Consider the following 23,529-nt stretch of genomic DNA (forward strand, 5'->3'; position numbering starts at 1 on the left):
TTATTCTGCGGCTGTTTTGCGGGCTGCGCGTTTCTCGGCGTGGGCCAAAAGGCCGTCACGCACCCATGCGCCGTCGTCCCATGCCTTGTTGCGTGCTGCGAGGCGGTCGGTGTTGCAGGGCCCGTTGCCTTTAACCACATCAAAGAACTCACCCCAGTCTGGCTCGGAGAAGTCATAGCCGCCTTTTTCTTCATTCCAGGCAAGGTTCTCATCAGGGATCGTCAGCCCCAAAAGCTTGGCCTGTGGCGCAGTTTGATCAACGAACTTCTGGCGCAGCTCGTCGTTGCTATCCATCTTAATCTTCCAAGCCAGAGACTGCGCAGAATGCACAGAGTCCTTGTCGGATGGGCCGAACATCATCAGGCTCGGATACCAAAAACGGTTGAGGGCATCCTGAGCCATTTTCTTTTGCGCCTCAGAGCCTTCCACCATTTTCATCATGATGTGAAAGCCTTGCCGCTGGTGGAAGCTCTCTTCCTTGCAGATCCTGATCATCGCCCGGGAATATGGTCCGTATGACGTGCGCTGAAGCGGCACTTGGTTCATGATCGCTGCGCCATCAACCAGCCAGCCGACCGCGCCCATGTCGGCCCATGTCAGCGTTGGATAGTTGAAGATCGAGGAATACTTCATCCGCCCCGAGAGCAGGTCTTTCGTCAGCTCGTCACGGCTCACCCCAAGCGTCTCGGCGGCGCAGTAAAGGTAAAGCCCATGTCCGGCTTCGTCCTGCACCTTAGCCAGCAAAATAGCCTTACGCTCAAGCGTCGGCGCACGGGTAATCCAGTTGCCCTCAGGCAGCTGCCCGACAATCTCGGAGTGCGCGTGCTGGCCGATTTGCCGGATCAAAGTTTTGCGGTACCCTTCAGGCATCCAGTCCTTGGGTTCGATCTTGATATCCGCGTCGATCTTATCTTGAAACGCCGCCTCTTCAGGGCTCATATCAGCGCGGGCTTTCACCCCCTCGCCGGTTGATTTTACCATCTGTGCATACATCAGTTTGCCTCCTCAGACCCGTTCCAGAATGATCGCAGCACCTTGGCCAACGCCAATGCACATCGTGCAAAGCGCATAGCGCCCACCGCGGCGTTTAAGCTCGTAAGCAGCTGTCATAACCAGCCGTGCGCCCGACATGCCCAAAGGATGGCCAAGCGCAATCGCACCACCGTTCGGGTTCACATGCTCGGCGTCGTCAGCGACACCCAAAGCGCGCAACGTGGCAAGGCCTTGGCTGGCGAATGCTTCATTCAGCTCGATCACGTCCATATCGTTGATCGTCAGCCCGGCGCGCGCCAGAACCTTCTGGCTCGCAGGCACGGGGCCAATACCCATGACACGCGGCTCAACACCGGCGACAGACATGCCGACAACTCGCGCGAGCGGGGTTAGCCCCTGTTTTTTGGCCATCTCGCCAGAAGCCAGCAGCAGCGCCGCTGCACCGTCATTGACACCCGAGGCATTGCCAGCCGTCACAGTCTTATCGGCGCCGTTGATGCCGCGCAGCTTGGCCAATTTGGCCTCGTCGGTTCCTCCACGCGGGTGCTCGTCGGCGGCAAACTCAACTGCTTCGCCCTTGCGCTGCGGAACCTGCACTGGCGTGATCTCATCGTCAAAGCGCCCTGCCTTGGCAGCGGCCTCGTAGCGCGCCTGACTGCGGGCGGCAAAAGCGTCTTGGTCTTCGCGCGAGATACCATAGTCCGCCGCCACATTATCGGCCGTTTGTGGCATGCTGTCAGTGCCATACATTTCATGCATTTTCTTGTTCACAAAACGCCAGCCGATGGTGGTGTCAAACACCTCATTGGTGCGTGAGAAGGCCGTCATCGCCTTGGGCATCACAAAGGGCGCACGGCTCATACTCTCGACGCCGCCGGCGATGGCCAGATCATAGTCGCCGGCTTTGATCGCCCTTGCGGCCATGCCTACAGCATCCATCCCTGAAGCGCATAGCCGGTTGATCGTCGTGCCGGGAACCTCTGTTGGCAGCCCCGCCAAGAGTGCCGCCATACGTGCTACATTGCGATTGTCTTCGCCCGCTTGGTTGGCTGATCCAAAGATCACATCATCTATCTTGGCCCAATCAACACTCGGGTTGCGCGCCTTTAGAGCGGCAATAGGCAACGCCGCCAAATCATCGGTGCGTATGCTGCTCAGGCTTCCACCATAGCGCCCGATCGGCGTTCTTGTTGCATCACAAATATAGGCGTCAGCCACAGCATGCTCCCTTAAGACTTTGTTCTCATTCCCGCCTCATGATGAATGCTCCGGCGATTCGAGGCAAGCATTGCGTTACATAAGTCGAAAGTTTTTTTGAAAACCGTAACGCATTTAGTGAAATTTTAATCTGTTGTCCAAATTCCCGCCGCAATGTTGTAGTAAATGGCTCAACACATTGAAGAGTCTTTAGTCGTGCCCCTATGAGCCAGCAACATTTGCGTTACCGCCCCGAGATTGACGGGCTCAGAATGATCGCCGTTTTGGCCGTTGTTCTCTATCACTTCGGCTTCACAGCCCTAAGCGGTGGCTTCGCCGGTGTTGACGTGTTCTTTGTTATTTCCGGTTATCTAATAGGTGGCATTCTGTGGCGTGAGCTGCACACAACCCGCCGCATCAACCTGGCTAATTTCTACAAACGCCGCGTCAAACGCTTAGCGCCTGCTTACTTCGTTATGGCCTTTTCAGCAGCCATCGCCAGTTGGTTCATTCTGCTACCCTTCGAGTTCCGCGAGTTCGGAAAATCTCTCATTGCGGCAACGGTTTACCTTTCAAACCTGCTGTTCTACCGCGGTGAAGGCTATTTTGACATCGGCGCAGACAGCAAGGTTTTGTTGCACACTTGGTCGCTTTCGGTGGAGGAGCAGTTCTACATTTTCCTGCCGATCTTGCTGCTCGTTCTTAACCGTTGGCCGCGCGTGCTTATGGCCGCCCTTGCCGCCGGTTTTGCCAGTTCCCTTGTTGCCTGTATATGGTTCACATCGACGGCTCAAACCGCGACATTCTATCTTTTCCCTTTCCGCGCTTGGGAGTTGCTTGCAGGCGTGCTTCTCGCCGTTTTCACGAGCAACCGCAGGCCTGCCTCGCTTGGCAGCGGGGCCAGTTGGCTTGGCCTCGCCTTGGTGCTCGCCGGCCTCGGGTTTATCGACGCCAGCGCTGGATTTCCCGGATGGCAAGCCGCAATTCCGGTGCTCGGAACAGCGCTCATTCTGTTTAACGGACAACACACGAACCCTGTAAACCGCCTGCTTTCATCAGGTATCGCAGTGTTCTTCGGCAAGATATCATACTCGCTATATCTGTGGCACTGGCCTGTGTTCGTGCTTTCAAACTACTGGCGTGATGGCTATGCAGGCTGGCCAGAAACAGCGCTTTGGTTGGCCGTTAGCATTGCCCTCGCGACCCTGTCGTGGCGCCTCATCGAAACCCCGTTTCGCAGCAACCACGCAACATCGGGCCGAAAGGTCCTGGTTGCGCTCGCCTTACCAACGGCTGTCGCACTCGGCCTTGGTGCGCTGGCCTATGTCAAAAACGGACTTCCTGGTCGCTTCCCCGCCGACACCCGCGCGCACATTGCGGCGAGCGGTGATTTCTTGCAAGACTGGAGCCGCTGCAGCACGCCAACGTCCGGCGCGTTTACAGGTGTCGAGCTTTGCCCCATTGGCCCCGCAGGCGCACCTGAAGTTTTGATCTGGGGCGACAGCCACGTGCGCGCAATCAAAGAAGGCTTGGAACAAGCGGCGTTCGAAGCCAATACACCAGCATTGATCATCTGGCATGCGGGTTGCCCACCTCTGTTTGATGTCGCCAAAACCGAGAGCTACGCAACGCCTCAACAAGACGCGGCCTGTAGTGACGAAAAAGCCCGCCTCAAAACAGCCTTGCCTGAACTGACCAAGTTAAAACAAGTGCTGCTGGTTGGGCGTTGGGCCTATTACGCTGAAGGAACTGGGGTCGGGCTTGATGCTGACAACACTGTTTCCATCCGCACCGGAAACGGGTTAAAAAAGGACGCCGCTCTACGTGAAGGCTTCACGACAACGATACGTTATTTCAATAGGTTAAAGATTAAACCTTATGTGATGCAACAACTTCCGGAAATCCCCGCATATGACAGTCGAAGCGCCGCACGCCGCTTGGCACATGGGCATGCCAACTATGCGCAAATCAAAGCAGAGGCCCAGGTTGATCTGTCCGAGGTCCTCAAACGCCAAAAAGCCGCAAACTCTGCCCTCAAGGCCCTGCCACAAATAGAGACCTGGAGCGCTGTTTGCGGCCCGGTAACCTGCAGCGCATTGCATGATGGCGCGAGCTGGTATTTCGACAACAACCACATCACCAATAGCGCTGCACGTGTGCTTAGCTCAAGGTTTGCGCCCCTGTTTGAAAACGAGGGCCGGCCATGAACGCACGAGTTGATCAGGCTTGGGACGTGATCGTCATTGGCACAGGAATCGGCGGAGGAACAGCAGGACGAAAGCTTGCTGAAGCCGGCCTCAAGGTTTTGTTTGTCGAGCAAGGCCCAAGCGGATACCGCGCCGAACAAACTCGGCTCGACACAGAGATGTTTGTGCCCGAAGCGCGGCTGGCGCGTGGCTTCTGGCCCACGCCGATGACCGCCACAGTCGACGGTTACGAGAGCACATTTTACGGCCCGCTCGGCGCGGGTGTCGGCGGCAGCTCGGTGTTTTATGCCGCCACATTCGAGCGCCCCGAGCGCCACGATCTTGACAGTAGTAATGCGCGCCCTCACCCCAGCGGCGGCTGGCCCATCAGCTATGATGCCTTCACCCCCTACATGACAGAAGCCGAAAGCCTTTATGCCGTGCGCGGCACACAAAATCCATTGGCAAACACGCCTGCGAACCTTGCAGAACCGGCGCCGATGAATCCAGCCGACAGCAAGATTTTCGAGCGGTTACAAACGGCCGGGATGCACCCCTACCAGCTGCACAGCGCTGTTAAAAACCTTGAAGGATGCGCGAGTTGCTTTGGTCACAAATGTCCCAGACCCTGCAAGATGGATGGCCGCTCCGCCGGAGTGGAGCCTGCACTTGCCAGCGGAAATGCCGCCATACTGGACATGGCTGAAGTCACCCGACTAGATGGCAAAGCGGGACAAATCACCCACATAACAGCGCGCCGCAATGGTGCCGAAATCACTTTGAAGGCGCCTGTAGTTTTACTCGCCGCCGGTGCATTTGGCTCGCCGCGCTTGTGTTTAGCTTCAACCAGCGAAGAGCACCCGAACGGCATCGCAAACAGCAGTGATCTCGTGGGACGTGGGCTCATGTTCCATCTGAACGAGATGTTCGCAATCTGGCCGGGAATTGCAGATGAAGCGCCTTCCAAATCTGTCGGCTTTCGAGACCTTATGTGGCGTGACAACCAGCGGCTTGGCATGGTTCAGGCGATGGGCATCAACGCGTCTTACGGCGAAATCCTGCACTACTTGCGGCTGCGCATGTCTCGTTCTGCTCTTGGGCGCAATCGTATCAGCCAAGAGGCCGCGCGCCTACCTGCGGCTCTGGCAACAAAAATGCTCGGCTCTGCCAAGATTTTCTCCGGAATAATGGAAGATCTTCCCTATGAAGAAAACCGCGTGTTGGCGCCGGAACACGGCGAAATCCGGTTTGAATACCGCCTGCATGACGAGTTGCGAGAGCGTCGCCGCCTCTTTCGCCGCGAGATCAAACGCGCTTTCAAAGGCCAGCGGATGATGTTTCTGTCACATGCCCCCGAGCTGAACTTCGGGCACCCAAGCGGCACCATGCGCTTTGGCGAAAACCCCCAGAAGGCAGTGCTCCGCAGTGACGGCCGCTCTCATGATTTCAACAATCTATATGTAGCCGACGCAAGCTTTATGCCCACGTCGATGGGCGTGAACCCTTCGCTTACCATCGCGGCACAAGCGCTGCGCGTCGCTGAAGCTATCATCAAAGGATACCGCCAATGAGCAAAAATCATCCGAGACTGCTAAGCGGCGTCGCGCTCGTCACCGGTGGCAGCTCAGGCCTAGGGCGAGCTTTGGCACGTAAGCTTGCATCTGACGGATTGACCGTTGCCGCGATCGGACGTTCAGAAGCCGCGATGAAGGCGACAGCTAAGGGCCATGATACACTACACTCCTATGTTTGCGACATCTCTGACACCCGCCAGCTTGCTTCAACCTACGAAAAAATCCGCGCTGAACTTGGCCCGATCAGCCTGTTGATCAACAACGCCGCGGTTTACCCCCGCCGTGATGTTATGCAGGAAAGCCACGAAAGTTTCATGCAGGCCGTGGCGATAAACCTGGGAGGCACCTTCGGAGCCACACGCCATGCGCTTGATGACATGACACAATCCGGCTTTGGCAGGATCCTCAACATTGCGAGCTTTGCCGATATCGCTCCGTTGCCCTCCTCTTCAGCCTACTCGGTGTCAAAGGGCGCGGCACGCATACTGACACGTGCTTTACTCGCTGACATCAGTGATCGCTTCCCAGATATTGTGATATCTGATTGGCTCCCTGGAATGTTGGCAACCGACATGGGCGTGCCTGACGGGCTTGCCCCAGAAGCCGCAGCCCTTTGGGGTGCCGAACTGGCATGTTGGCACGCGCGCTCGTTGAACGGATCCGTGTTTGAAATGGATTGCGAATTACCACCTGCAAAGTCGCTGAAATCACGCCTCAAAGACAGGCTACTGATGCAGAAAACTGCTATCAGAAGGCTCGGAGGTTAACTCGCTTGTTTGGTTAGTGTCTGCTTTGGTTAGTGTTTGCGCAATGCGGCCGCCTCTAGCACCAACGACGGCAAAATCGCCAGACATCTGATGTACCGTGGCCCAAGACGCGCCGGCGAACTCAACATGCGCCACGCCCACTCAAGCGCCAGAGCACGGGCCCATTTAGGCGCCCGTCGTTGCTCGCCTGACAGAAAGTCTAGGCCTGCGCCTATCGAGGCAAAGCCCAATGTCGGTGCCAACTTGCGGCCCCGCGCAGCAAACTCTTCCTGCTTGGGGGCCGTGAGCGCCAAGAACACCAAACCGGCGCCCGAACTTTCAAGCTTGCCCAGCATTTCGGCCGCAGCATCACTGCTGGCATCAAAGCCCATCGGTGGAGCGATGGCCGTCGCGACATCTAGAGAAGGAATCTGCTTTTTCAAAGCCGCCGCGGCGGCTTGCAAACTGCTTTCAGTCGCCCCAAACAGCGCGATAGAGGTTCCTGCCTCAGCCGCTGCTCGCGCTAGTGGCACGACCATATCAGACCCGGGAACCAACGAAACAGGGCGTTTGGCAAGTTTTGATAGCCAGACAACCGGATTTCCGTCGGCAACAACAAAGTCATGCTCAGCATAGGCCTTTGCAAAGCGTTCGGAGGTGCGCAGCTTCACCAAATGATCAAGATTAATAGTCGCCAGCGCAAAACCTTGCTTCGAAGAAAAGCGTTCGCTTACAGCGCGCAACAAGGCGGCCTTGTCTTCCAAGTTCACTTCGATCTGCTGTGATTTGGCTTTGAATAGCACGTTGTCTTCCCACATAATCTATTGCTCAGGCATACATCCTGCACCGGCAAACCGACAGTTCAAAAATTTGTAAAAACATTGATACTTGCCCCAGTCTCGCCACTTTTCCCCGCCAAAATGGCTTTGTATTGAAAAAAAGAGTATACCCGACCAGCCTGACAGGCTGAAGTGCGGTTGAATTGCCTGTTTAATCTGTTCCTGGAGGCATCTGATGAAGAGTGTTGCGATTGTCGGATGTGGGTTTGTCGCCGACCTTTACATGCGGTCATTGCAAACCTTTCCCGATATTCGTGTCAGCGCAGTATTTGACCGGTCTCAACAGCGGCTCGCAGCATTTTGCACGCATTGGGGCGTTGAGCCTGCCTCCAGTCTCGACGCATTGCTCTCTGGGCTGCCAGCGAACGGTCTGTTGCTTAACCTCACAAATCCCTCAGCGCACTACGAGATTAACTGCGCCGCTCTTGAAGCCGGACATCACGTGTTTTGCGAAAAGCCTCTGGCCCTGTCACTCAAAGAAGCACAAAAACTGTGCGCGCTTGCCAAACAGGAGAGTTTGCAACTTGGTTCCGCCCCTTCCTCTGTGCTTGGCGAAGCTGCGCAAACACTGGGTTATGCTCTCAGACAGGGCGTCGGCGGAACTCCAAGATTGATCTACGCCGAGCTTGACGATGGCTATATTCCGCAAGCTCCGATTCAAGACTGGGCTAGCGAAAGCGGTGCGCCCTGGCCTTATCAAGACGAATTCAGAGTTGGCTGCACCCTCGAGCATGCGGGGTACTACCTGAGTTGGCTCATAGCAATGTTTGGCCCGGTGAGTAAGGTGCTCGCCAGCTCCTCCGAACTTGTCCCCGACAAGCGAGGTGTCACCGGAGGCGCACCAGATTTTTCCGTTGCAGTTCTACATTTTGAGAACGGGCCGGTTGTGCGCCTGACTTGCTCGATTTCAGCACCACATGATCACCGTTTTAGAGTGATCTGCGATGAAGGCGTGATCGCGTTGACCAAGGCGTGGGACAATGCGGCTCCTGTCAAATATCATCGTCGCTTAAAGATCAGGCGGCGCTTGCTTGAGCATCCGCTTGGTCGGCGAATAAGGCTAAAGCAAAAAGACACGCACCCTAAGTTGCCACGCACAGGTGCAGCGGCGATGAACTTCGCCCTTGGCCCTGCCGAAATGCTTGACGCGATCGCAGCGGGCGTTCCGAGCCGTATCGCCGGCGACTTTGCCTTGCACCTGACAGAAGTGACCCTCGCGATCCAGAACTCCGGCGACAGTGGAGGCGCATACCAACCCGTTAGCCGTTGTGAGCCTATGGAGCCAATGCCATGGGCACATTGAACATAGCAATAACCGGTGCCGCGGGCTTTCTCGGCGGCGCCTGCGTAGCGTCTGCATTGGCGCATGGGCACAAGGTGCGGGCTTTGGTTCGAGCCGACACATCAGCCTTGCCTCGAGGCGTTGAAACCATCGTATGTGATCTCGCTGAAGGCTTACCAACTGGCTCGCTTTCCAACGTTGATGCCGTCATCCATATCGCCGCTGCGATGAGCAACGACCAAAGCCTTCTGGCCCGTGACACGACTAAAGCGACTGACAATTTACTCGCGGCGATCAAGCAAGAATCCCCTGAGGCGCGCCTTGTCTTGGCCAGCTCGATCTCGGTTTACGACGCTTTTGCTGTGCAACTCGGCGACGTGTTAACCGAAGGCAGTCCAACTGAAAGCCAGCCGCAAAAGCGCGAACCCTATGCGCAGTCAAAACTATTGCAAGAGAAGCAGGCCAAGGAGGCCGAACTCGCAGCCTGGATATTGCGCATCGGGGCCGTTTACGGTGGCACAAGAGTTTGGAACGCCCATATCGGGCCGCGAGTGGGGCCGCTTCTCATGAGTTTGGGGCGGCAAGGTGACGTGCCACTCGCACATGTGCAAAACGTCGCAGAAGCGCTCGTGCTAGCAGCGCAAGCCGAACCCGAAAACGGCTTTGAAGTCCTCAACATTGTTGACAACGACCTGCCCGATCGGCGGGCTTTTATCGCCCTTGCCCATAAGGGCCCTCACCTGCCCTTGCTATGGCGGTTGTTGATGCCCTTCGCCTACTGCGCCGAAGCCCTGCTTGGCGCGCGCGCGCCCGGCATGCTGCGACCTCGCGTTCTTGCGGCACGTTTGCGCCCGATGCGCTACTCAAACGCCCGAGCCAAGGAACGCTTGCAGTGGGTTCCACATTCCCGTTTCGGCTATGGCGCGGAGGGACGTAGATGAACCTCCCGAACATCGCATATCTGACAGGTGAGTATCCCCGTGCAACCGATACATTCATTCAGCGAGAAGTCGTCGGCTTGCGTGCAGCCGGCCTAAAGGTAAGCACCTGTTCGATCCGCAAAACCGATGCCTCACATCATGTGGGCCCCGAACAAAAGCATGAGGCAACCAATACTTTTCATGTGCTCGCCGCCACGCTGCGCCCGTCAACGCTCCTGTCGGCCCATTTCAGCTTGATCAGAAAAGAACCGAAACGCTGGGGTAAAGCGTTGATGCTCGCGGCTAGAACATCTCCGGGTGGGGTCAAGGCCTTTGCCTATCAAATGATTTATCTTGCTGAAGCAGGTGTGCTTGCGCGGCATATGCAAGACAATGGCATCACCCATCTGCACAATCACATCGCCAAGTCGAGTTGCACCGTCGCGATGTTGGCCAGTGCCCTATCAGGCATACCTTTTTCGTTCACCTTGCATGGGCCTGATATCTTTTTTGAGCCGATCCATTGGCGACTGGACGAGAAAATAGCGCGCGCCAGTTTTGTTGCTTGCATCAGCCATTTCTGCCGCTCGCAAGCGATGAGCTTCTCATCGCCGGAGCAGTGGCGCAAACTCCATATTGTGCATTGTGGCGTCGAGCCGGCGCGCTACGCTGAACAGCCTCAAAAACCAACTGGCAAACGGCTTTTGTTTGTCGGTCGTTTGGCCGCTGTCAAAGGTCTTCCTGTGTTGATCGAAGCGCTGCAAAACGTCACAACAGATGGCATTACCTTGCAAATTGTCGGGGATGGCCCCGACAGAGACTCTCTTCAGGCCAGCGTGACGGCGGCAGGGCTTAACAAACAAGTCAGTTTTCTTGGTTACCGTTCGCAAGATGACGTTGCCACTCTCTTGTCTGAGAGCGACATATTGGTCTTGCCCAGCTTCGCTGAAGGACTGCCAGTTGTTCTCATGGAGGCTATGGCCGCCAGCCGACCAGTCATCGCGACACGCATTGCCGGCACAGCGGAATTGGTTGAAGACGGCGTCAGCGGCAAGCTTGTCTCTGCCGGTGACGTGGAGGCCCTTACTGCAGCCATAGACGAGCTAGCAACATCTGCGCAGAAAGCTGAAAAGATGGGCCAAGCCGGGCGACAAGCTGTTTTGGAAGGCTTTCAGTCCGATATCGAAGCGCGGCGACTGGCAACACTTTTTTCTAATGTTGGCACTGAGACTCGGTCAGCTCTCAGACCGGAACCTCTCAAAACCGAGTTGGAGAAACCATGAGCAACGCCGCAAACATCGGCGCGGTCATCATTGGCCGCAATGAAGGCCAGAGGCTCGTCAACTGCCTTCAGTCCTTGAAAGGAGAAGTCGGTTTGGTTGTCTACGTTGACAGCGGATCGACAGATAACTCGATGCAGAACGCCGCCGAGTTGGGTGCGGAGTGCATATTACTAGACAACGAGACCCCTTTCACAGCCGCCAGAGCGAGAAACGCCGGATTTGAAAAAATCATGGCACGGCCTAACCCGCCCAAGTTTGTTCAATTTGTCGATGGTGACTGCACCCTGGAACCCGGTTACCTCACCCATGCCGCCGCCGCCCTCAGTGCAGATAACAGCCTCGGTCTTATCACTGGCTGGCGCTCGGAAATTCACCCTGATGCCAGCATTTACAATCAGATGTGTGACTATGAGTGGCACCGTCCTGCGGGCGAAATTCTGGCTTGCGGAGGTGATATGATGGTGCGCGTCAAAGCCTTTGAAGACATCGACGGCTTCAACGGCGAAGTGATTGCAGCTGAGGATGACGAGTTTTGCACCCGCCTGCGCAAGGCCGGCTGGAAGTTAAAGCGCTTGCCTATCCCGATGACGCACCACGACGCAAATATGCTGAGCTTTGGCCAATGGTGGAGCCGCGCAGTGCGCACGGGGCACGGCTTTGAGCAAGTTAATGATCTGCATAGCGACTATTTTGTTCGCGAGCGTATGCGCATGTGGCTGTTTGGCGCGGCACTGCCTTTGGCGGCATTGTTTGGAGCCGTTCTCTACTGGCCCTTACTGGCGGCTATAATCCTGCTTTATCTGGTTTCTTATGTCCGTTCGGTGCGTGGCCTCGAAAAAGCAGGAATGGAGCGGAAAAACGCTCTGCGGCAATCAGTTTACCTGTTCCTTTCAAAGTTCCCCAACGTGATCGGGGCTGCAAAGTATCGCAAGCGAAAGCGCAACGGCGCCGAGATGGAAATCATTGAGTATAAGTGAGCCAGACATGACCAAGAAAACACGAGTGGCTATCATCGGTGCAGGCTATATTGCCGACTGGCACGCCGACACAATCGCAGCGACGGCCGGAGCCGAGCTAACCTGTGTCGTGGACAGCAGTGCAGCCGCCGCAGAAGGCTTTGCAACCGCACGTGGCATTCAGGCCTTTAGCTCGGTTGCTCAAATGCTGGAGGCCAACGCTGCAGACGCCGTGCATGTACTGACACCGCCCGATTTTCACCGAAAAGTAGCCGAGGAGTGCATTGCTGGTGGGTTGCATGTGCTGGTTGAAAAACCAGTCGCTCTCTCAGCTGAAGACGTGATAGCTATGAATTCCGCCGCGAAAAAGGCTGGTGTTCAGTTTGCTGCTGGGCACAATTTTTTGGGCCTGCCGTCTTACAACCGTCTGCGCAGCAAGCTTATCACGGGTGAATTGGGGCGTGTATCAACAGCCGAAATCAACTGGTGTTTGCCTCTTGGCCCCTTGCGTGCAGGCCCTTACGGCATCTGGCTCATGCGTGAAACCCGCAACTTGCTGCTTGAACTAGGTCCACATCTTTATGCGTTTATGCATGATCTGTTCGGTCCCTCACGTATCTTGCATGTGCAAACCTCAAACGAAGTCGCGCTGCCCGGTGGAGGCAGCCGCCCACAAAACTTCCGCATTCTCGCCCGTGCGGGAGATGTAGACGTGGCTCTCAACATTTCGCTGGTTGAAACCTATGATGACCGCTCGGTTGTGCTCCGTGGGTCTTCCGCCCTTGCACGTCTTGACTACGCCAATGACACCTTGGTTGTGACAGGTGTAAACACCTCGGACCTTGTGCTCAACCCGCTGCGAAACGCGCTGAGCCAAAGTGTCAGCCACTTGAGGGAAGGTGTTGTTAACGCAGCCCGGCAACTCACATCGCTGAACCAAAAATCACCTTATGGACTCAGCTTTCGGGGCATGTGCGCCGAGGTTTACACCGCACTCAACCACGCACGCCCCCTTGATGAACGCTATACAGGTGAAAGCGCCGCCGATGTTATGCGTGCAATTGAGGACACGCTGGCATTTCTACCGAAAGAGCAAAAGTCACCCAGACCGGTCGGCACTCCCAATCCAACCGCACTTGTCATTGGCGGCACAGGTTTCATCGGCCGTGCCTTGACACGAAAACTGGCCGAAAACGGCACCCATGTGCGGGTTTTGTCGCGTGGCAAACTAGGCCCGTTTGCCGATATCTCAGATAAGGTGGAAACCTTCAGCGCATCCCTGCACGACGAAGCAGCCTTGAACGCCGCGATGCGGGGTATCACCCATGTTTACAACCTCGCCAAGTCCGACGACAAAACTTGGCAAGCTGCGCTTAACAACGATGTCGCCGTAACCGAGCGCATCGCAAAAGTGGCCCAAAATGCAGGTGTCGAACGCCTAGTCTATACCGGCACAATCGCTTCATACGACATGTCCGATCCTGACGTAACCATCACCGAGGCCACAGGCTTTGGCGACGACATGCAAGATCGCAACATTTATGCGCGCTCCAAAGCCGAGTGCGAAAGCCGGCTGTTAGAGATGCACAAACGAGACGGACTACCAGTGACAATCGCTCGGCCCGGTATTGTCGTTGGAGCAGGAGGGCCATTGCAACACTGGGGCATTGGTCGCTGGCACGGAGCCGGTGCGGTCAAAATCTGGGGGAACGGAAAGCATACTCTACCCTTTGTTTTGATCGATGATGTCGTTGATGGGTTGATCCTGATGGCTGAGCACAACGATGCCATTGGACAAAGCTTTAACTTGATCGGCGAACCTATGCTGTCGGCGCGCGGCTATTTCTCTGAAATCCTCGCCAGAACTGGTGCAAACATCCGCTTGTCATCGGGCCCTCTTATCCCATTTTTCGCCTCGGATGCCTTGAAGTTTTTCCTCAAAACCAAAGTCCTGCGCAAGCGTGGCCTTTCACGGCCTAGCCTACGAGATTGGAAAAGCCGCGCTCATTTTTCACAGTTTGACAATGCGAAGCCCAAACAAATACTTGGTTGGTCGCCCCAGAACGACCGCGAAGCCTTTCTGAAGGAAGCCATTGATGAGGCAAACTTATTCGGCTTCTAAGGTTCGTTTTGTGTGAAAGTGGCACAATTTCGCCTGAATTGTTTGGTTAACTGATTTTGATACTTATCTGATGTTGTGACGATAACATCAAAGAGACAGGTGAACTTTGAAGCGATTGCATTTGGAAACATGCACTAAAGCGCGGCTTGCGAGCCGTCGTGAGGCCTGTCATGTCTGAACGACGCACATTTAGTCGCACAGCGCGCAAACAGCTTTCGTCAGAAGACCGGGATCGCATGATCGCCGATATGCTTGGTGACGCCGAAACAGATACAGCATCCAAAAGCTCAGCAGCATCAACCAAACTCCCTGCAAAAACTACCTTTATCGAAAGCCTTGATGCGCTTGATGCCCTTGATGCAGAGTTCGACCCCGAACTTGCTGAAGTGCGCGCTGAAGAGGTTGAGCAACAAATCATTAACGAGTTGCGCGAACACAATGCTTTGGTTGACGAAGCAATCGCACAAATAGCCGATGTTTCTTCCGAACCACTCGCGGATGATGTTGCGCACGACGCTTTGATCGAAAACTTGCCTGCCGAAAGCTCTACCGAAGTTAACGAAGCGTCTCAGCCAGTTATGCCAAGACGGGTGAAACCGAAGCCACTTTCGCTGGGGCCCGAGTTTGCAATGTCGACGGCAATTTCCGATGCAGTGGTCAACGAAGAGATCAACATTCCGGTCTTGCCTGCCGTTGATGAAAGCACCGCGCCAGAGCGTCTGGAACGCGAAGCCGAGCCTATTCCCGAACCGGAACCAGAAGTTGAACCAGAGCGTGAGCCTGAGGTTTCCGTCGCACCAGCCCAGGACACAGCCATCCAAAACAAGCTGCGTTCCGCTTATGAGACCGCAGACATACCTGACGTGACAGAGCCTGCTGATTTGTGGAACAAGCTTGCCGTCATGCCTGTAGATGCTGCTCATCTTGAAGAAAACTTGATAATCACGGCCAGCAGGCAAGAACAAGCGCACGGTGCGTTTGATGTATTGCGCACACGGCTTGTCCAAACCCTGCTTGAACACGGATGGAAACGCGTTGCTATTACGTCACCTTCCAGAAACTGCGGCAAAACCTTCACCGCGGTTAACCTCGCTATTTCGCTTTCCCGTTACGAAGCAAATAGAACTGTTTTGCTAGACATGGATATGCGAAACCCCTCGGTCGCGAATGTAATAGGGGATCCAAACCCCGGCTGCATGGGCGATTTTCTGCGTGGTGCGACAACTGCCGAGGACTTTCTTGTAAAGTTTGATCGTAACAACCTGAATATCGGTTCGAGCCTTGCGATCGGGACAAACGGCATCGTTGAGCCCTACGCTGCTGAACTTGCGCAGGATCCGCTGACCGCACAAAGCATCAACCGCATGATGCAAGAAATGTCGCCAGATATCGTGTTGTTTGACATGCCGCCAGCCCTCGCATTTGATGACGTTATCGCCTTCAGGAAACAGTTTGACGGTGTTCTGATGGTCGTTGGCGGAGGCAGTACCAGCCCCGAAGAAGTGCGCGAAGTTATGCGCCGCTTAGGTGAAGATACGCCACTATTGGGTGTCGTTCTCAACCAGGCAGAAGGCGAAGACGGCAGCGATTATAGCTATGGCTACTAACGCCGAAGTTCAGCCAACTGGCTTGCGCTGAAGCAAGCCGATCAAGCCACTCATACCGTCTTTAAGCACGCCAAAAGCTATCGCGCCAATTGCCAGCAATGCAACAAGCAGTGCAGCACGCATTACTTTCTTGCGCTTCTTACTACGCGGGCCGTTGATCTGCGGGATAGCAACGACAGCTTTAACGTTGAGCTGGCGTTCCAGATGCTCGCGCGTTCGAATGACCGGGCGAAGCAACTCAAGCAAGAACGCCAAGCCAAGACCGAGCATTCCACTCGCACCGAAACCCAGCACAACCTTTTTCTTACGGCTGCCGGACACCGGGTTTTCAGGAACTAATGCCGTTTCTAGAACTTCAATGCGCTCAAATTGATCTTGATTTTCAAGCGCCTGGCTCATTTCAGCACTCGTCGCCCGTTGCGTAATAACCGTGTATTGTTCTTTCAATTGCTCTTGCTCGCGCTGCAGAGCACTGAACTGCCGTTCTACCTCCGGCGCCCGACTGATTGCAGTCTGGATTTCGTCGATGCGCGAGCTGATCAGGCTACGTTGCTCATTGATCAGCGCACGTTGATTGGCTTTGTTTTGCTGTCGAGCACCACCACCTTCAAGCTCGATCAGACTTTGATCAAGCTCCAACAGTGTGCTGCGCAATTCCAACATCTCTTCGCGTTGAGCCGATATTCCATCCGGCAGAAACTTGGTATTGGCCTCTTTGAACTCCGCGATACGCGCTTCAAGCTCTGTGATTTCGGTTTCGACACGTGCACGCTCTGTTTGAAAAAACACTAACTGTTCCGATGCAGCGGCAGACCGTCTTTGGTTGTTCAGATCAAGCAGGTTTTGAAGCAACTCGTTTGCTAGAAGAGCAGCCATCTCCGGATCCGTATCCGAGACGGTAATGCGCATACCAGTGGGTGTGCGCGGGGCGCCCCAACCTGCACTTTGATCCGTGATTTGAAGCAACCGAGCAGAATCCCGCAATGTCGCAACCTTCAGGTTTGTTGACATATCAACCCCAGAATAGAGGCCGTATTTCTTGATTATTCCAACAAGATTGTCGCGTGCCATCAGTTGTTGTTCGAGCAAACGCAATCTGCGGTCGATCGAAGTAGTCCCTGCAGCCCGTGTCCCAGCATCAACAATTGTCGGTGCCTCGATCTGCGCAACGGCAGTCGCTTCATAAATCTTCTTTTGGCCCAATGCCCAATAGATTGACGCTAAGGTGCCCAAGAACACAACAAGCGCGATCAGCCAAAAACGCCGGCGCACCATACTAAAAAAATCACCCAAGGACTGGATCTGGCCCATTGTCCAACTCCGTTACGAGGCGCCATTCCCTGCCCCCGCAGGAATTTTGCTGAAAACGAAAAGCACAGCTCTGCCCCAAGCGCAGAACTGGAATTCACTTTTCAACATACACGCCCTGCCATGTTTTTGCCAATATTTTCACAAATTTGACCGAAACACATTGTTTCCAAATAGTGCCTGCAAGATGCGTGCACTAAATCAATGTTTCAATACTTTTCAAATAGTTAAGCGATCAGCACAATATGGTAAAAGTGATCGTCAAAAAGGAGCGCATGGCCATGACCCTCGAACTGCTCCTCAAAGTCATTCTCCGGCCGAGTGAACCGTGCCAAAAACTGCGTCGATGTTGGAAACGCGATCTCAAAACCACCAAAACCTAACATTTTTCCAGTGATCATGTACTGGGCCTTAAAAGCCGCTTCCTTCGCGGAAAACACTTGTTTTGCCCGCACCAAAGGTGTCGCCGAGGCGTTAATCAGGGTGCTAACCTCGCGGGGTGTGCATACCTCGGCAACAAGTTCTGATTTTAAGGGGCCCGCGCTTTCAACATCAACCCCTAGGCTCTGCACATCATTTTTGAAAGCTACAAGAGCAATGCACTTTTCGGTGCAATGGCTGATGCTTCCGACTGTTCCTTCAGGCCAAATTGGAACGCGATTTGCGGCAGCTAACAAAGGCTCCGCTGGAAGACCCAGTCGGCTCAAAGCGTTTCGAGCTGCGCGGCGTCCAGCGGCATATTCACACTGTCTTTTCGCAATCGCGTTTGCAATGCTTCTAGCCTCTTCAGGCCAAAGGCCTTCGGGGGGGCTTTGCGGATCGTCGCAAGCAAACACAACTTCACTGGGCAGCACGTCTGTTAGGCAGGTTGCAAAACGCTCGGGAGGCAGCGGTTTCACGAAGCACGTGCCGCTTCGCGAAGGGCACGCATTTTTCGCCGACGTGACATCGTATCGCTTGGTGGAACAATCTCGGCTGGTTTTTCTGCGGCCTGAAACTTCGCTTTCTCATCCGCTTTCCCAATCGGTTCGTGCGTGTTTTTCACCGTCGGCCCCAACTCACGAACCCGCCCTGCCAAATCCTCGAGTTTGGGGAAGCGAAACACATCAGTGATCGACAAGCGCGAAACTTTGAAATGCTCTCGGATTTCACGATGCGCCTGCACCGCCAACAAAGAATGTCCGCCCAAGTCAAAGAAACTGTCACGCCCGCTAATCCGGTCAACGCCCAGGACACGCGCCCAGATTTTGGCGATTTCGTCGTCGATCTCATCTCCGGCAACTCCACGGCTCTGTGGTTGCGGCGTGTCGTTGGCTGCCGCCTGCGCCTGCGGTGTCGGCAGCGCGTTTCGATCGATTTTTTTATTGGGAGTCAGTGGGATATGATCTAGTTTCACATAGTGTTGCGGGATCATAAACTCCGGCAAATCGCGCCCGAGCATTGACCGCAAAGCCGCTTCATCCGGCTCTTGATCAGTTGCTAGATAGGCCACGAGACGTACATCACCCGGTGTATCCTCTCGCGCAATGACAACAGCTTGTCGCACGCTAGCTTGCTCATGCAGCCTTGCTTCAATTTCACCAAGTTCGATCCTGTAGCCGCGTAACTTTACCTGATTGTCAGCCCGGCCAAGGAAATTCAGGCGACCATCTTCTCGCCAACAGGCAAGATCACCGGTGCGATACATACGCCCACCGTGAAACGGGTTGGCAACAAAGCGCTCCTGAGTCAGATCTGGGCGTTGCCAGTAGCCACGCGTAACACCAGCTCCGCCAATAAACAGCTCGCCGGCAACACCGACAGGACAAGCTGCCCCTTCAGCATCAAGAACATAGGTCTGCGTATTGGCAATAGGGCTGCCAATGTTAACTGTGTTTTCACCGACATCGGCTGTCTCGGTAGTCGACCATATTGTGGTTTCTGTAGGCCCATACATGTTCTCGACACTCGCATCGCTTAGCTCTCGCAACTCTTGCACAAGACCACCTGAAAGTGCCTCTCCGCCAATCAGCAAATGCTTCACCTTTGACAGCGCCAAGTTGCTTTCGTCATTTGATGTCAGCATCTTGGCAAGGGACGGCGTGCACTGCAAATGCGTCACCTTGTGCCGTACAATTTGCGCCGCGATCGAGTAGTCTTGTTCATCAGCCGCATCCAAAAGGTTGGTGCGACGATGCACTTCCGCCAGCGGTTTCAATCCTTCCAGAACTGTCTCGGGTGCGATGCCGTAATCTATCAGACAGCCGATCTCATCAACACCGATACGCTTTAGTTCCTCCACCCTGTCGAGACATTCATCGACGGTGCCAAACAATCCACTGTCTTCAAAATAACGCTCAAAGGCAAACTCCAGGATGGCGTCAAGCTCGTCATCTTCTAGGATATCAAGATCAAGTTGAAATGGGTTTTCGACACCCTTTGGCTTCTTGAATGCAGGAAACGCCCAGGCGTATTGCTTGATCAAACCTGCTGCCGCATTGAGGTAATCCTTCATAGGGCCGCGGGCAATTTCCCGTGCATGGGCACGCGTGTCGGCCACGTAGGTATGCAGCATCAGCGTCACAGTGAACGCGTCAGGTTCGTGCCCGGCCCTGGCAAGCGCCTCCCGGTAGATCTTGATCTTTTCGCCAACCTCGTCAATTGACTGACCAAGCAGGTGGGTCAAAACATTTGCACCGTTTTCACCAGCTTCGCGCCAAGTGTCAGGGTTGCCAGCTGTTGTCACCCAGATCGGCAACTCCTTTGAGATCGGCCTTGGTTGCGTGACAATTTCCACATCTTTACCCGATCCGTTCGGATAGCTGACAGGCTCGCCGCGCCATAGTTTCCGCAGAGTATCCAGCGCTTCAAACATTGCTGTTTTGTTGTTTGGCGGGGCATTTTCCGGACGCAAGACAAAATCGTCTGGTTGCCAGCCAGAGGCTATCGACAATCCCGCGCGCCCATTGGTCAGGTTGTCGATCACAGCCCATTCCTCAGCAACACGCAGAGGGTGATGCAGCGGCACCACGCAAGACCCGGACCTGACAGCTATGTTTTCCGTCACTGCTGCAACTGCGGCACCAGTAACTGACGGGTTTGGATAGGGTCCGCCAAAGGCATGAAAATGCCGTTCAGGTGTCCAAACCGAACTAAACCCATGGGCATCAGCAAACTTTGCACCTTCGAGCAGCAAATGATACTTTTGCTTTCCTGGCCCGTCGTCGTTCCCCCAGTAAAACAAGCCAAAGTCCATGCCCTTGCCTGTCATCGAAAGGCGACCGCCCGACAGTTGCGTGCGGTTCTCATCGCCCGCCAGAACAAGCTTGAACCCGCGCCCGAGCGTGTAAAACAACTCAAGCACAGAGATATCGAAAGACAACGATGTCACTGCCAACCAAACAGAGTCTGCGTCTCGTGATATGCGCGTATCCATGCCTGTGAAAAAGTTTGACACATTGCGGTGTTCAACCATCACGCCTTTGGGCTTGCCCGTCGAGCCCGAGGTATAGATGAGGTAAGCTAGGTCAGAAGGCCCTGCACCGCCGTCGAGGTTCTCAGATGATGCTTCCGCAAGCCTCGGGTCTCCGGTTACGGCACTATCCAGCTCTAACAGTTGCACATCACGCGCTGGTAAATCCGCTGCAAGCGCCCTTTCGGTCACGATCACCGGTGCAGCACTGTCACGAATGTAGAGCGCTATGCGGTCTGCCGGGTAGGCGGGGTCGATGGGCACATAAGCGCCACCGGCCTTTAGAATGCCCAGAGCTCCAATTAGAAGTTGCGGACCACGGTGAACAGCAAGCCCCACAAGCGTGCCCGCATTGACACCCATACTCCGCAAAACATGCGCTGCCTTGTTCGCTTTCGCATTCAACTCGGCGTAGGTCAGCACTTCCCCCTCGAACACCAGCGCTTGGGCGTCCGGTGTCTTGGCAGCTTGGGCTTCAAAAAACTGGTGGATACAAGCTGACTCGTCATACTCGGAAGCTGTATTGTTAAAGCTCTCAATAGTGGTTTCACGCTCGCTTTCGGGCAGGATCGGCCAAGCCGCAAGCTCCGCAGGCAAGCTTTCTTGAGCGGCAATATGTTCTATGCGCCTTGCCCATAGCTCTGCCAAAGCGGCGGTAACACAACTGCTGTCATAGTAAAGCGCATCCGGTGCGATCGTCAGTGCACAGCCAGCCACGGCACCTGCCTCTGACAGTCCGATATCCGGCTGCACGGGGCGAGAAAGGGATGGATCGCGCAACGCCAAATCGGCAGCAAAACTCGGCCATTTCCGCGCCGAGGCCAGTGCCTGAGCAAAACTGTCCGAATGACGTAAAGGCACCCAATGGCTTGCATGCCCACTGGCCGAAAAGGTGTTAGCCGATTGATATGCCAAATCGGCAAGGCCCTCTTCGCTCAAGCGCGAAACGAGCCCAGTGCAGCGCTCAAAAAGGTGTTCTGCACTAACAGAAAGCTTCAACGGGATGCGCTGTATCGAACTATCGTCAGAAAGAGCTCTTGAAAGCGCAAGTTTTGCTGGCCGGAAGCTAGCGAAAGCTCTACGCCAATGTTCATCACCACGCGCGACAATCTCCTGTGCCTTATCAAGAGAGGCAAGTTTCTGGGCATCAAGTTTGGTGAGCATATCACCTTTTCTGAAGACATCTGATGGGACAACCTGAGCACCGGAAAGATCGCTCATCTCGCGCAATATGACGGGGCTATCTGATGTCGCAAAAGTGACGGAATACTCAGAGACATCAAGCACAGTACCTGCTGCGGCTCCTGTCGAAGGCAGGCCTGCCACCGCTGCGCTGCCAACAACAAGCAACTGGTCTTTAAACAACAGTCGAGGCGTCGTCAGCGGGTTCCAATACGGTCCATGATCAAGCCCGAGGACCAGCGCAACAACGGCCTCGGAGGTAGTTTCAAAGTCAATCATCCCGAAGGCTTGCGGGCGCTTGAACTTGCCAAAGTAACTGCGCATTTCAACATCCTGAGCCGTAGATGGCACGGGACTGCATGCAAGCTTTTCTACCAAAGCATCAAAACTTCCAAGCGCTGCTTCATAAGCCTTGGTGTTGAGTGTCAACGCGGTATCGGTATCTGCAATTTCAAAGTTCACTTGCGAAATGATAGCGCCGGTATCAACTCCGCTTTCGATGAAATGCCAGCTAATCCCGTGGCTGTTCTCTCCTGCTAGGCGCGCCCAAACCGGTGCATTCAGCCCCGCATATCGCGGCAACGGGCCGTCATGAAAGTTGACAGCGCCGAGTTCTGCCCGCGCCAGAACATCCTCGCTAAGAAGATCAAGATTGGCGATCGACAACAACCAGTCAGCGGTGTGCGAAGATAGCCGCTCACTTAAGCCTTTACCTGGCGCAACGATGGTCACCCCCTTAGACTCTGCCCAAGCCAGAACTTCGGCGTTGCGAGACACCAACGCTGTGATGCTGTGCCCCGTGGCAAGCCACTTTTCGGCGCATTGCTGCGTGAGGCTTTCATTCCCGATCACGATTGCTGAAAAGCTCATTTACACTCTCCTTGTGTAGGGCATCCCGCTGGGCCGGCTGTCGTATTCCGCGTTTGCGGTTTGAATACTGATTTGCAGGCATGGCTGGCTAAGGTGCGCAAAAAATGAGGAGGCATTTGCGGATCTTTGCGCTCGGCGAACCGCCTGAAGCGGTAGAACCCCCCTCCCAACAAATGCAGTGCCGTTGCATACAGGGCGTATATCTTGCTGTAATTTTTCGCAAAATAGTACCACCGGCTGTCAAACCAATAGTTCGGAACACGGGCCCATTCCTTCATGCCGGTTGAGACAGAGCCAATGTGTTCGACTTCACTTTCACGCACATAGACGGTTGGCCACCCCGCAATAGCAGCCCTTCGGCACAGGTCGGTTTCCTCGAAGTAAAGAAAGAAAGTCTCATCGAACTGGCCGATCTCTTCCAACACGTCCATACGCATCATCATGCTCGCTCCTGCCAGCCAATCAACCATAACTGTCTCGTCTGGCACTGGCAGCGGCACGATATGTTTTCTCAGCAAACGTGAAACAGGACCGAACCGCATAGCTCCCTCCAGCTCGCTCAACGCTGAGGGAAACCGGAACGCTGTTTCGTGCGCAATACCGTCTGAGCCATGGATATAGCTTCCTGCAAACCCGATATTCGGGTGCTGCTTCAGATAGGTTACAAGCTTGCGCACAGCCTGTTTCGCTGGAAAGGCATCAGAATTCAGAATGTAGACAAAGTCTGCCCGCTCACCGTCGCTGCGACCAGTATTGATGCCAAAGTTGTTGCCCGCGCCAAAGCCGCCGTTATGCCCTGACTGCACCACGCGCACAGGCATGTTATCAGACATGTTTTTGGCGGCCACGCCTGAGCTGAGCATCTCAAACGAACCATCACCGCTGTCATTATCAACAATAACCAACTCAGCGTTCAAACCTTCAAGAGCGCGCAAGGCTGCCTCAGCAGACCGTAAAGTCATTTCGGCGGTCTGATAGTTCAAGATAACAGCAAGGAGGCGTGGCTCGGTCAT

The 23,529-nt window shown here is 54.9% G+C and carries 16 protein-coding genes; 9 read left to right on the forward strand and 7 right to left on the reverse strand.

Annotated features, from left to right (window positions below):
* Both paaA and pcaF read right to left on the reverse strand, forming a co-directional pair.
* Positions 1-993: a 1,2-phenylacetyl-CoA epoxidase subunit PaaA gene (paaA, locus tag KO498_RS16105; RefSeq protein ID WP_215960947.1), complete on the reverse strand. Its 993-nt coding sequence runs from the start codon at positions 991-993 to the stop codon at positions 1-3.
* Positions 994-1,005: 12 nt separating this feature from the next.
* On the reverse strand, positions 1,006-2,211 hold the full coding sequence (pcaF, locus tag KO498_RS16110; protein ID WP_215960948.1) for a 3-oxoadipyl-CoA thiolase: 1,206 nt from the start codon (positions 2,209-2,211) through the stop codon (positions 1,006-1,008).
* Between the two features lie 203 nt (positions 2,212-2,414).
* Between pcaF and KO498_RS16115 the strand changes: the two genes are divergently transcribed.
* From KO498_RS16115 to KO498_RS16125, 3 genes are read left to right on the forward strand one after another with little or no spacing between them, the layout of a single operon-like run.
* Positions 2,415-4,397, forward strand: coding sequence for an acyltransferase family protein (locus KO498_RS16115; RefSeq protein WP_215960949.1), 1,983 nt, complete (start codon positions 2,415-2,417; stop codon positions 4,395-4,397).
* Positions 4,394-5,947: a GMC oxidoreductase gene (locus tag KO498_RS16120; protein WP_215960950.1), complete on the forward strand. Its 1,554-nt coding sequence runs from the start codon at positions 4,394-4,396 to the stop codon at positions 5,945-5,947. Before KO498_RS16115 ends, KO498_RS16120 begins: the two co-directional genes overlap by 4 nt.
* Positions 5,944-6,717, forward strand: a complete 774-nt coding sequence (locus KO498_RS16125; RefSeq protein ID WP_215960951.1) for an SDR family oxidoreductase — start codon at positions 5,944-5,946, stop codon at positions 6,715-6,717. Before KO498_RS16120 ends, KO498_RS16125 begins: the two co-directional genes overlap by 4 nt.
* Positions 6,718-6,746: 29 nt before the next feature.
* Here KO498_RS16125 and KO498_RS16130 read toward each other — a convergent pair whose 3' ends face one another.
* The gene (locus tag KO498_RS16130) at positions 6,747-7,514 is read right to left on the reverse strand and encodes a WecB/TagA/CpsF family glycosyltransferase (RefSeq protein WP_215960952.1); all 768 of its coding nucleotides are present in this window, start codon (positions 7,512-7,514) and stop codon (positions 6,747-6,749) included.
* A gap of 196 nt (positions 7,515-7,710) precedes the next feature.
* Between KO498_RS16130 and KO498_RS16135 the strand changes: the two genes are divergently transcribed.
* The 6 genes from KO498_RS16135 to KO498_RS16160 all read left to right on the forward strand — a co-directional run bounded on the left by KO498_RS16135 (position 7,711) and on the right by KO498_RS16160 (position 15,705).
* Positions 7,711-8,838 (forward strand): Gfo/Idh/MocA family protein, encoded by a 1,128-nt coding sequence (locus KO498_RS16135; RefSeq protein ID WP_215960953.1) that lies wholly within the window; start codon positions 7,711-7,713, stop codon positions 8,836-8,838.
* Complete coding sequence (locus tag KO498_RS16140) at positions 8,826-9,758, forward strand: NAD-dependent epimerase/dehydratase family protein (protein ID WP_215960954.1); 933 nt, start codon at positions 8,826-8,828, stop codon at positions 9,756-9,758. Before KO498_RS16135 ends, KO498_RS16140 begins: the two co-directional genes overlap by 13 nt.
* Entirely contained in the window at positions 9,755-11,020 is a 1,266-nt protein-coding gene (locus KO498_RS16145; protein WP_215960955.1) for a glycosyltransferase family 4 protein, read from the forward strand. The genes KO498_RS16140 and KO498_RS16145 overlap by 4 nt, the downstream gene beginning before the upstream one ends.
* The gene (locus tag KO498_RS16150) at positions 11,017-11,997 is read left to right on the forward strand and encodes a glycosyltransferase (RefSeq protein ID WP_215960956.1); all 981 of its coding nucleotides are present in this window, start codon (positions 11,017-11,019) and stop codon (positions 11,995-11,997) included. Before KO498_RS16145 ends, KO498_RS16150 begins: the two co-directional genes overlap by 4 nt.
* 7 nt (positions 11,998-12,004) lie before the next feature.
* Positions 12,005-14,098, forward strand: a complete 2,094-nt coding sequence (locus KO498_RS16155) for an NAD-dependent epimerase/dehydratase family protein (protein WP_215960957.1) — start codon at positions 12,005-12,007, stop codon at positions 14,096-14,098.
* Positions 14,099-14,268: 170 nt separating this feature from the next.
* Entirely contained in the window at positions 14,269-15,705 is a 1,437-nt protein-coding gene (locus tag KO498_RS16160; protein WP_252731506.1) for a CpsD/CapB family tyrosine-protein kinase, read from the forward strand.
* Positions 15,706-15,714: 9 nt separating this feature from the next.
* On the opposite strand, the gene KO498_RS16165 is transcribed toward KO498_RS16160, so the two are convergent.
* The 4 genes from KO498_RS16165 to KO498_RS16180 form a co-directional block, all read right to left on the reverse strand.
* Positions 15,715-17,016, reverse strand: a complete 1,302-nt coding sequence (locus KO498_RS16165) for a Wzz/FepE/Etk N-terminal domain-containing protein (protein ID WP_215960958.1) — start codon at positions 17,014-17,016, stop codon at positions 15,715-15,717.
* Positions 17,017-17,240: 224 nt separating this feature from the next.
* Complete coding sequence (locus tag KO498_RS16170) at positions 17,241-17,867, reverse strand: 4'-phosphopantetheinyl transferase family protein (protein ID WP_215960959.1); 627 nt, start codon at positions 17,865-17,867, stop codon at positions 17,241-17,243.
* Positions 17,868-17,908: 41 nt separating this feature from the next.
* A complete protein-coding gene (locus KO498_RS16175; protein ID WP_215960960.1) occupies positions 17,909-22,516 on the reverse strand; it encodes a MupA/Atu3671 family FMN-dependent luciferase-like monooxygenase in 4,608 nt (1,535 codons plus the stop codon).
* On the reverse strand, positions 22,513-23,529 hold the full coding sequence (locus KO498_RS16180; RefSeq protein WP_215960961.1) for a glycosyltransferase family 2 protein: 1,017 nt from the start codon (positions 23,527-23,529) through the stop codon (positions 22,513-22,515). The genes KO498_RS16175 and KO498_RS16180 overlap by 4 nt, the downstream gene beginning before the upstream one ends.

The organism is Lentibacter algarum (assembly GCF_018860975.1).
GTDB lineage: Bacteria > Pseudomonadota > Alphaproteobacteria > Rhodobacterales > Rhodobacteraceae > Lentibacter > Lentibacter algarum_A.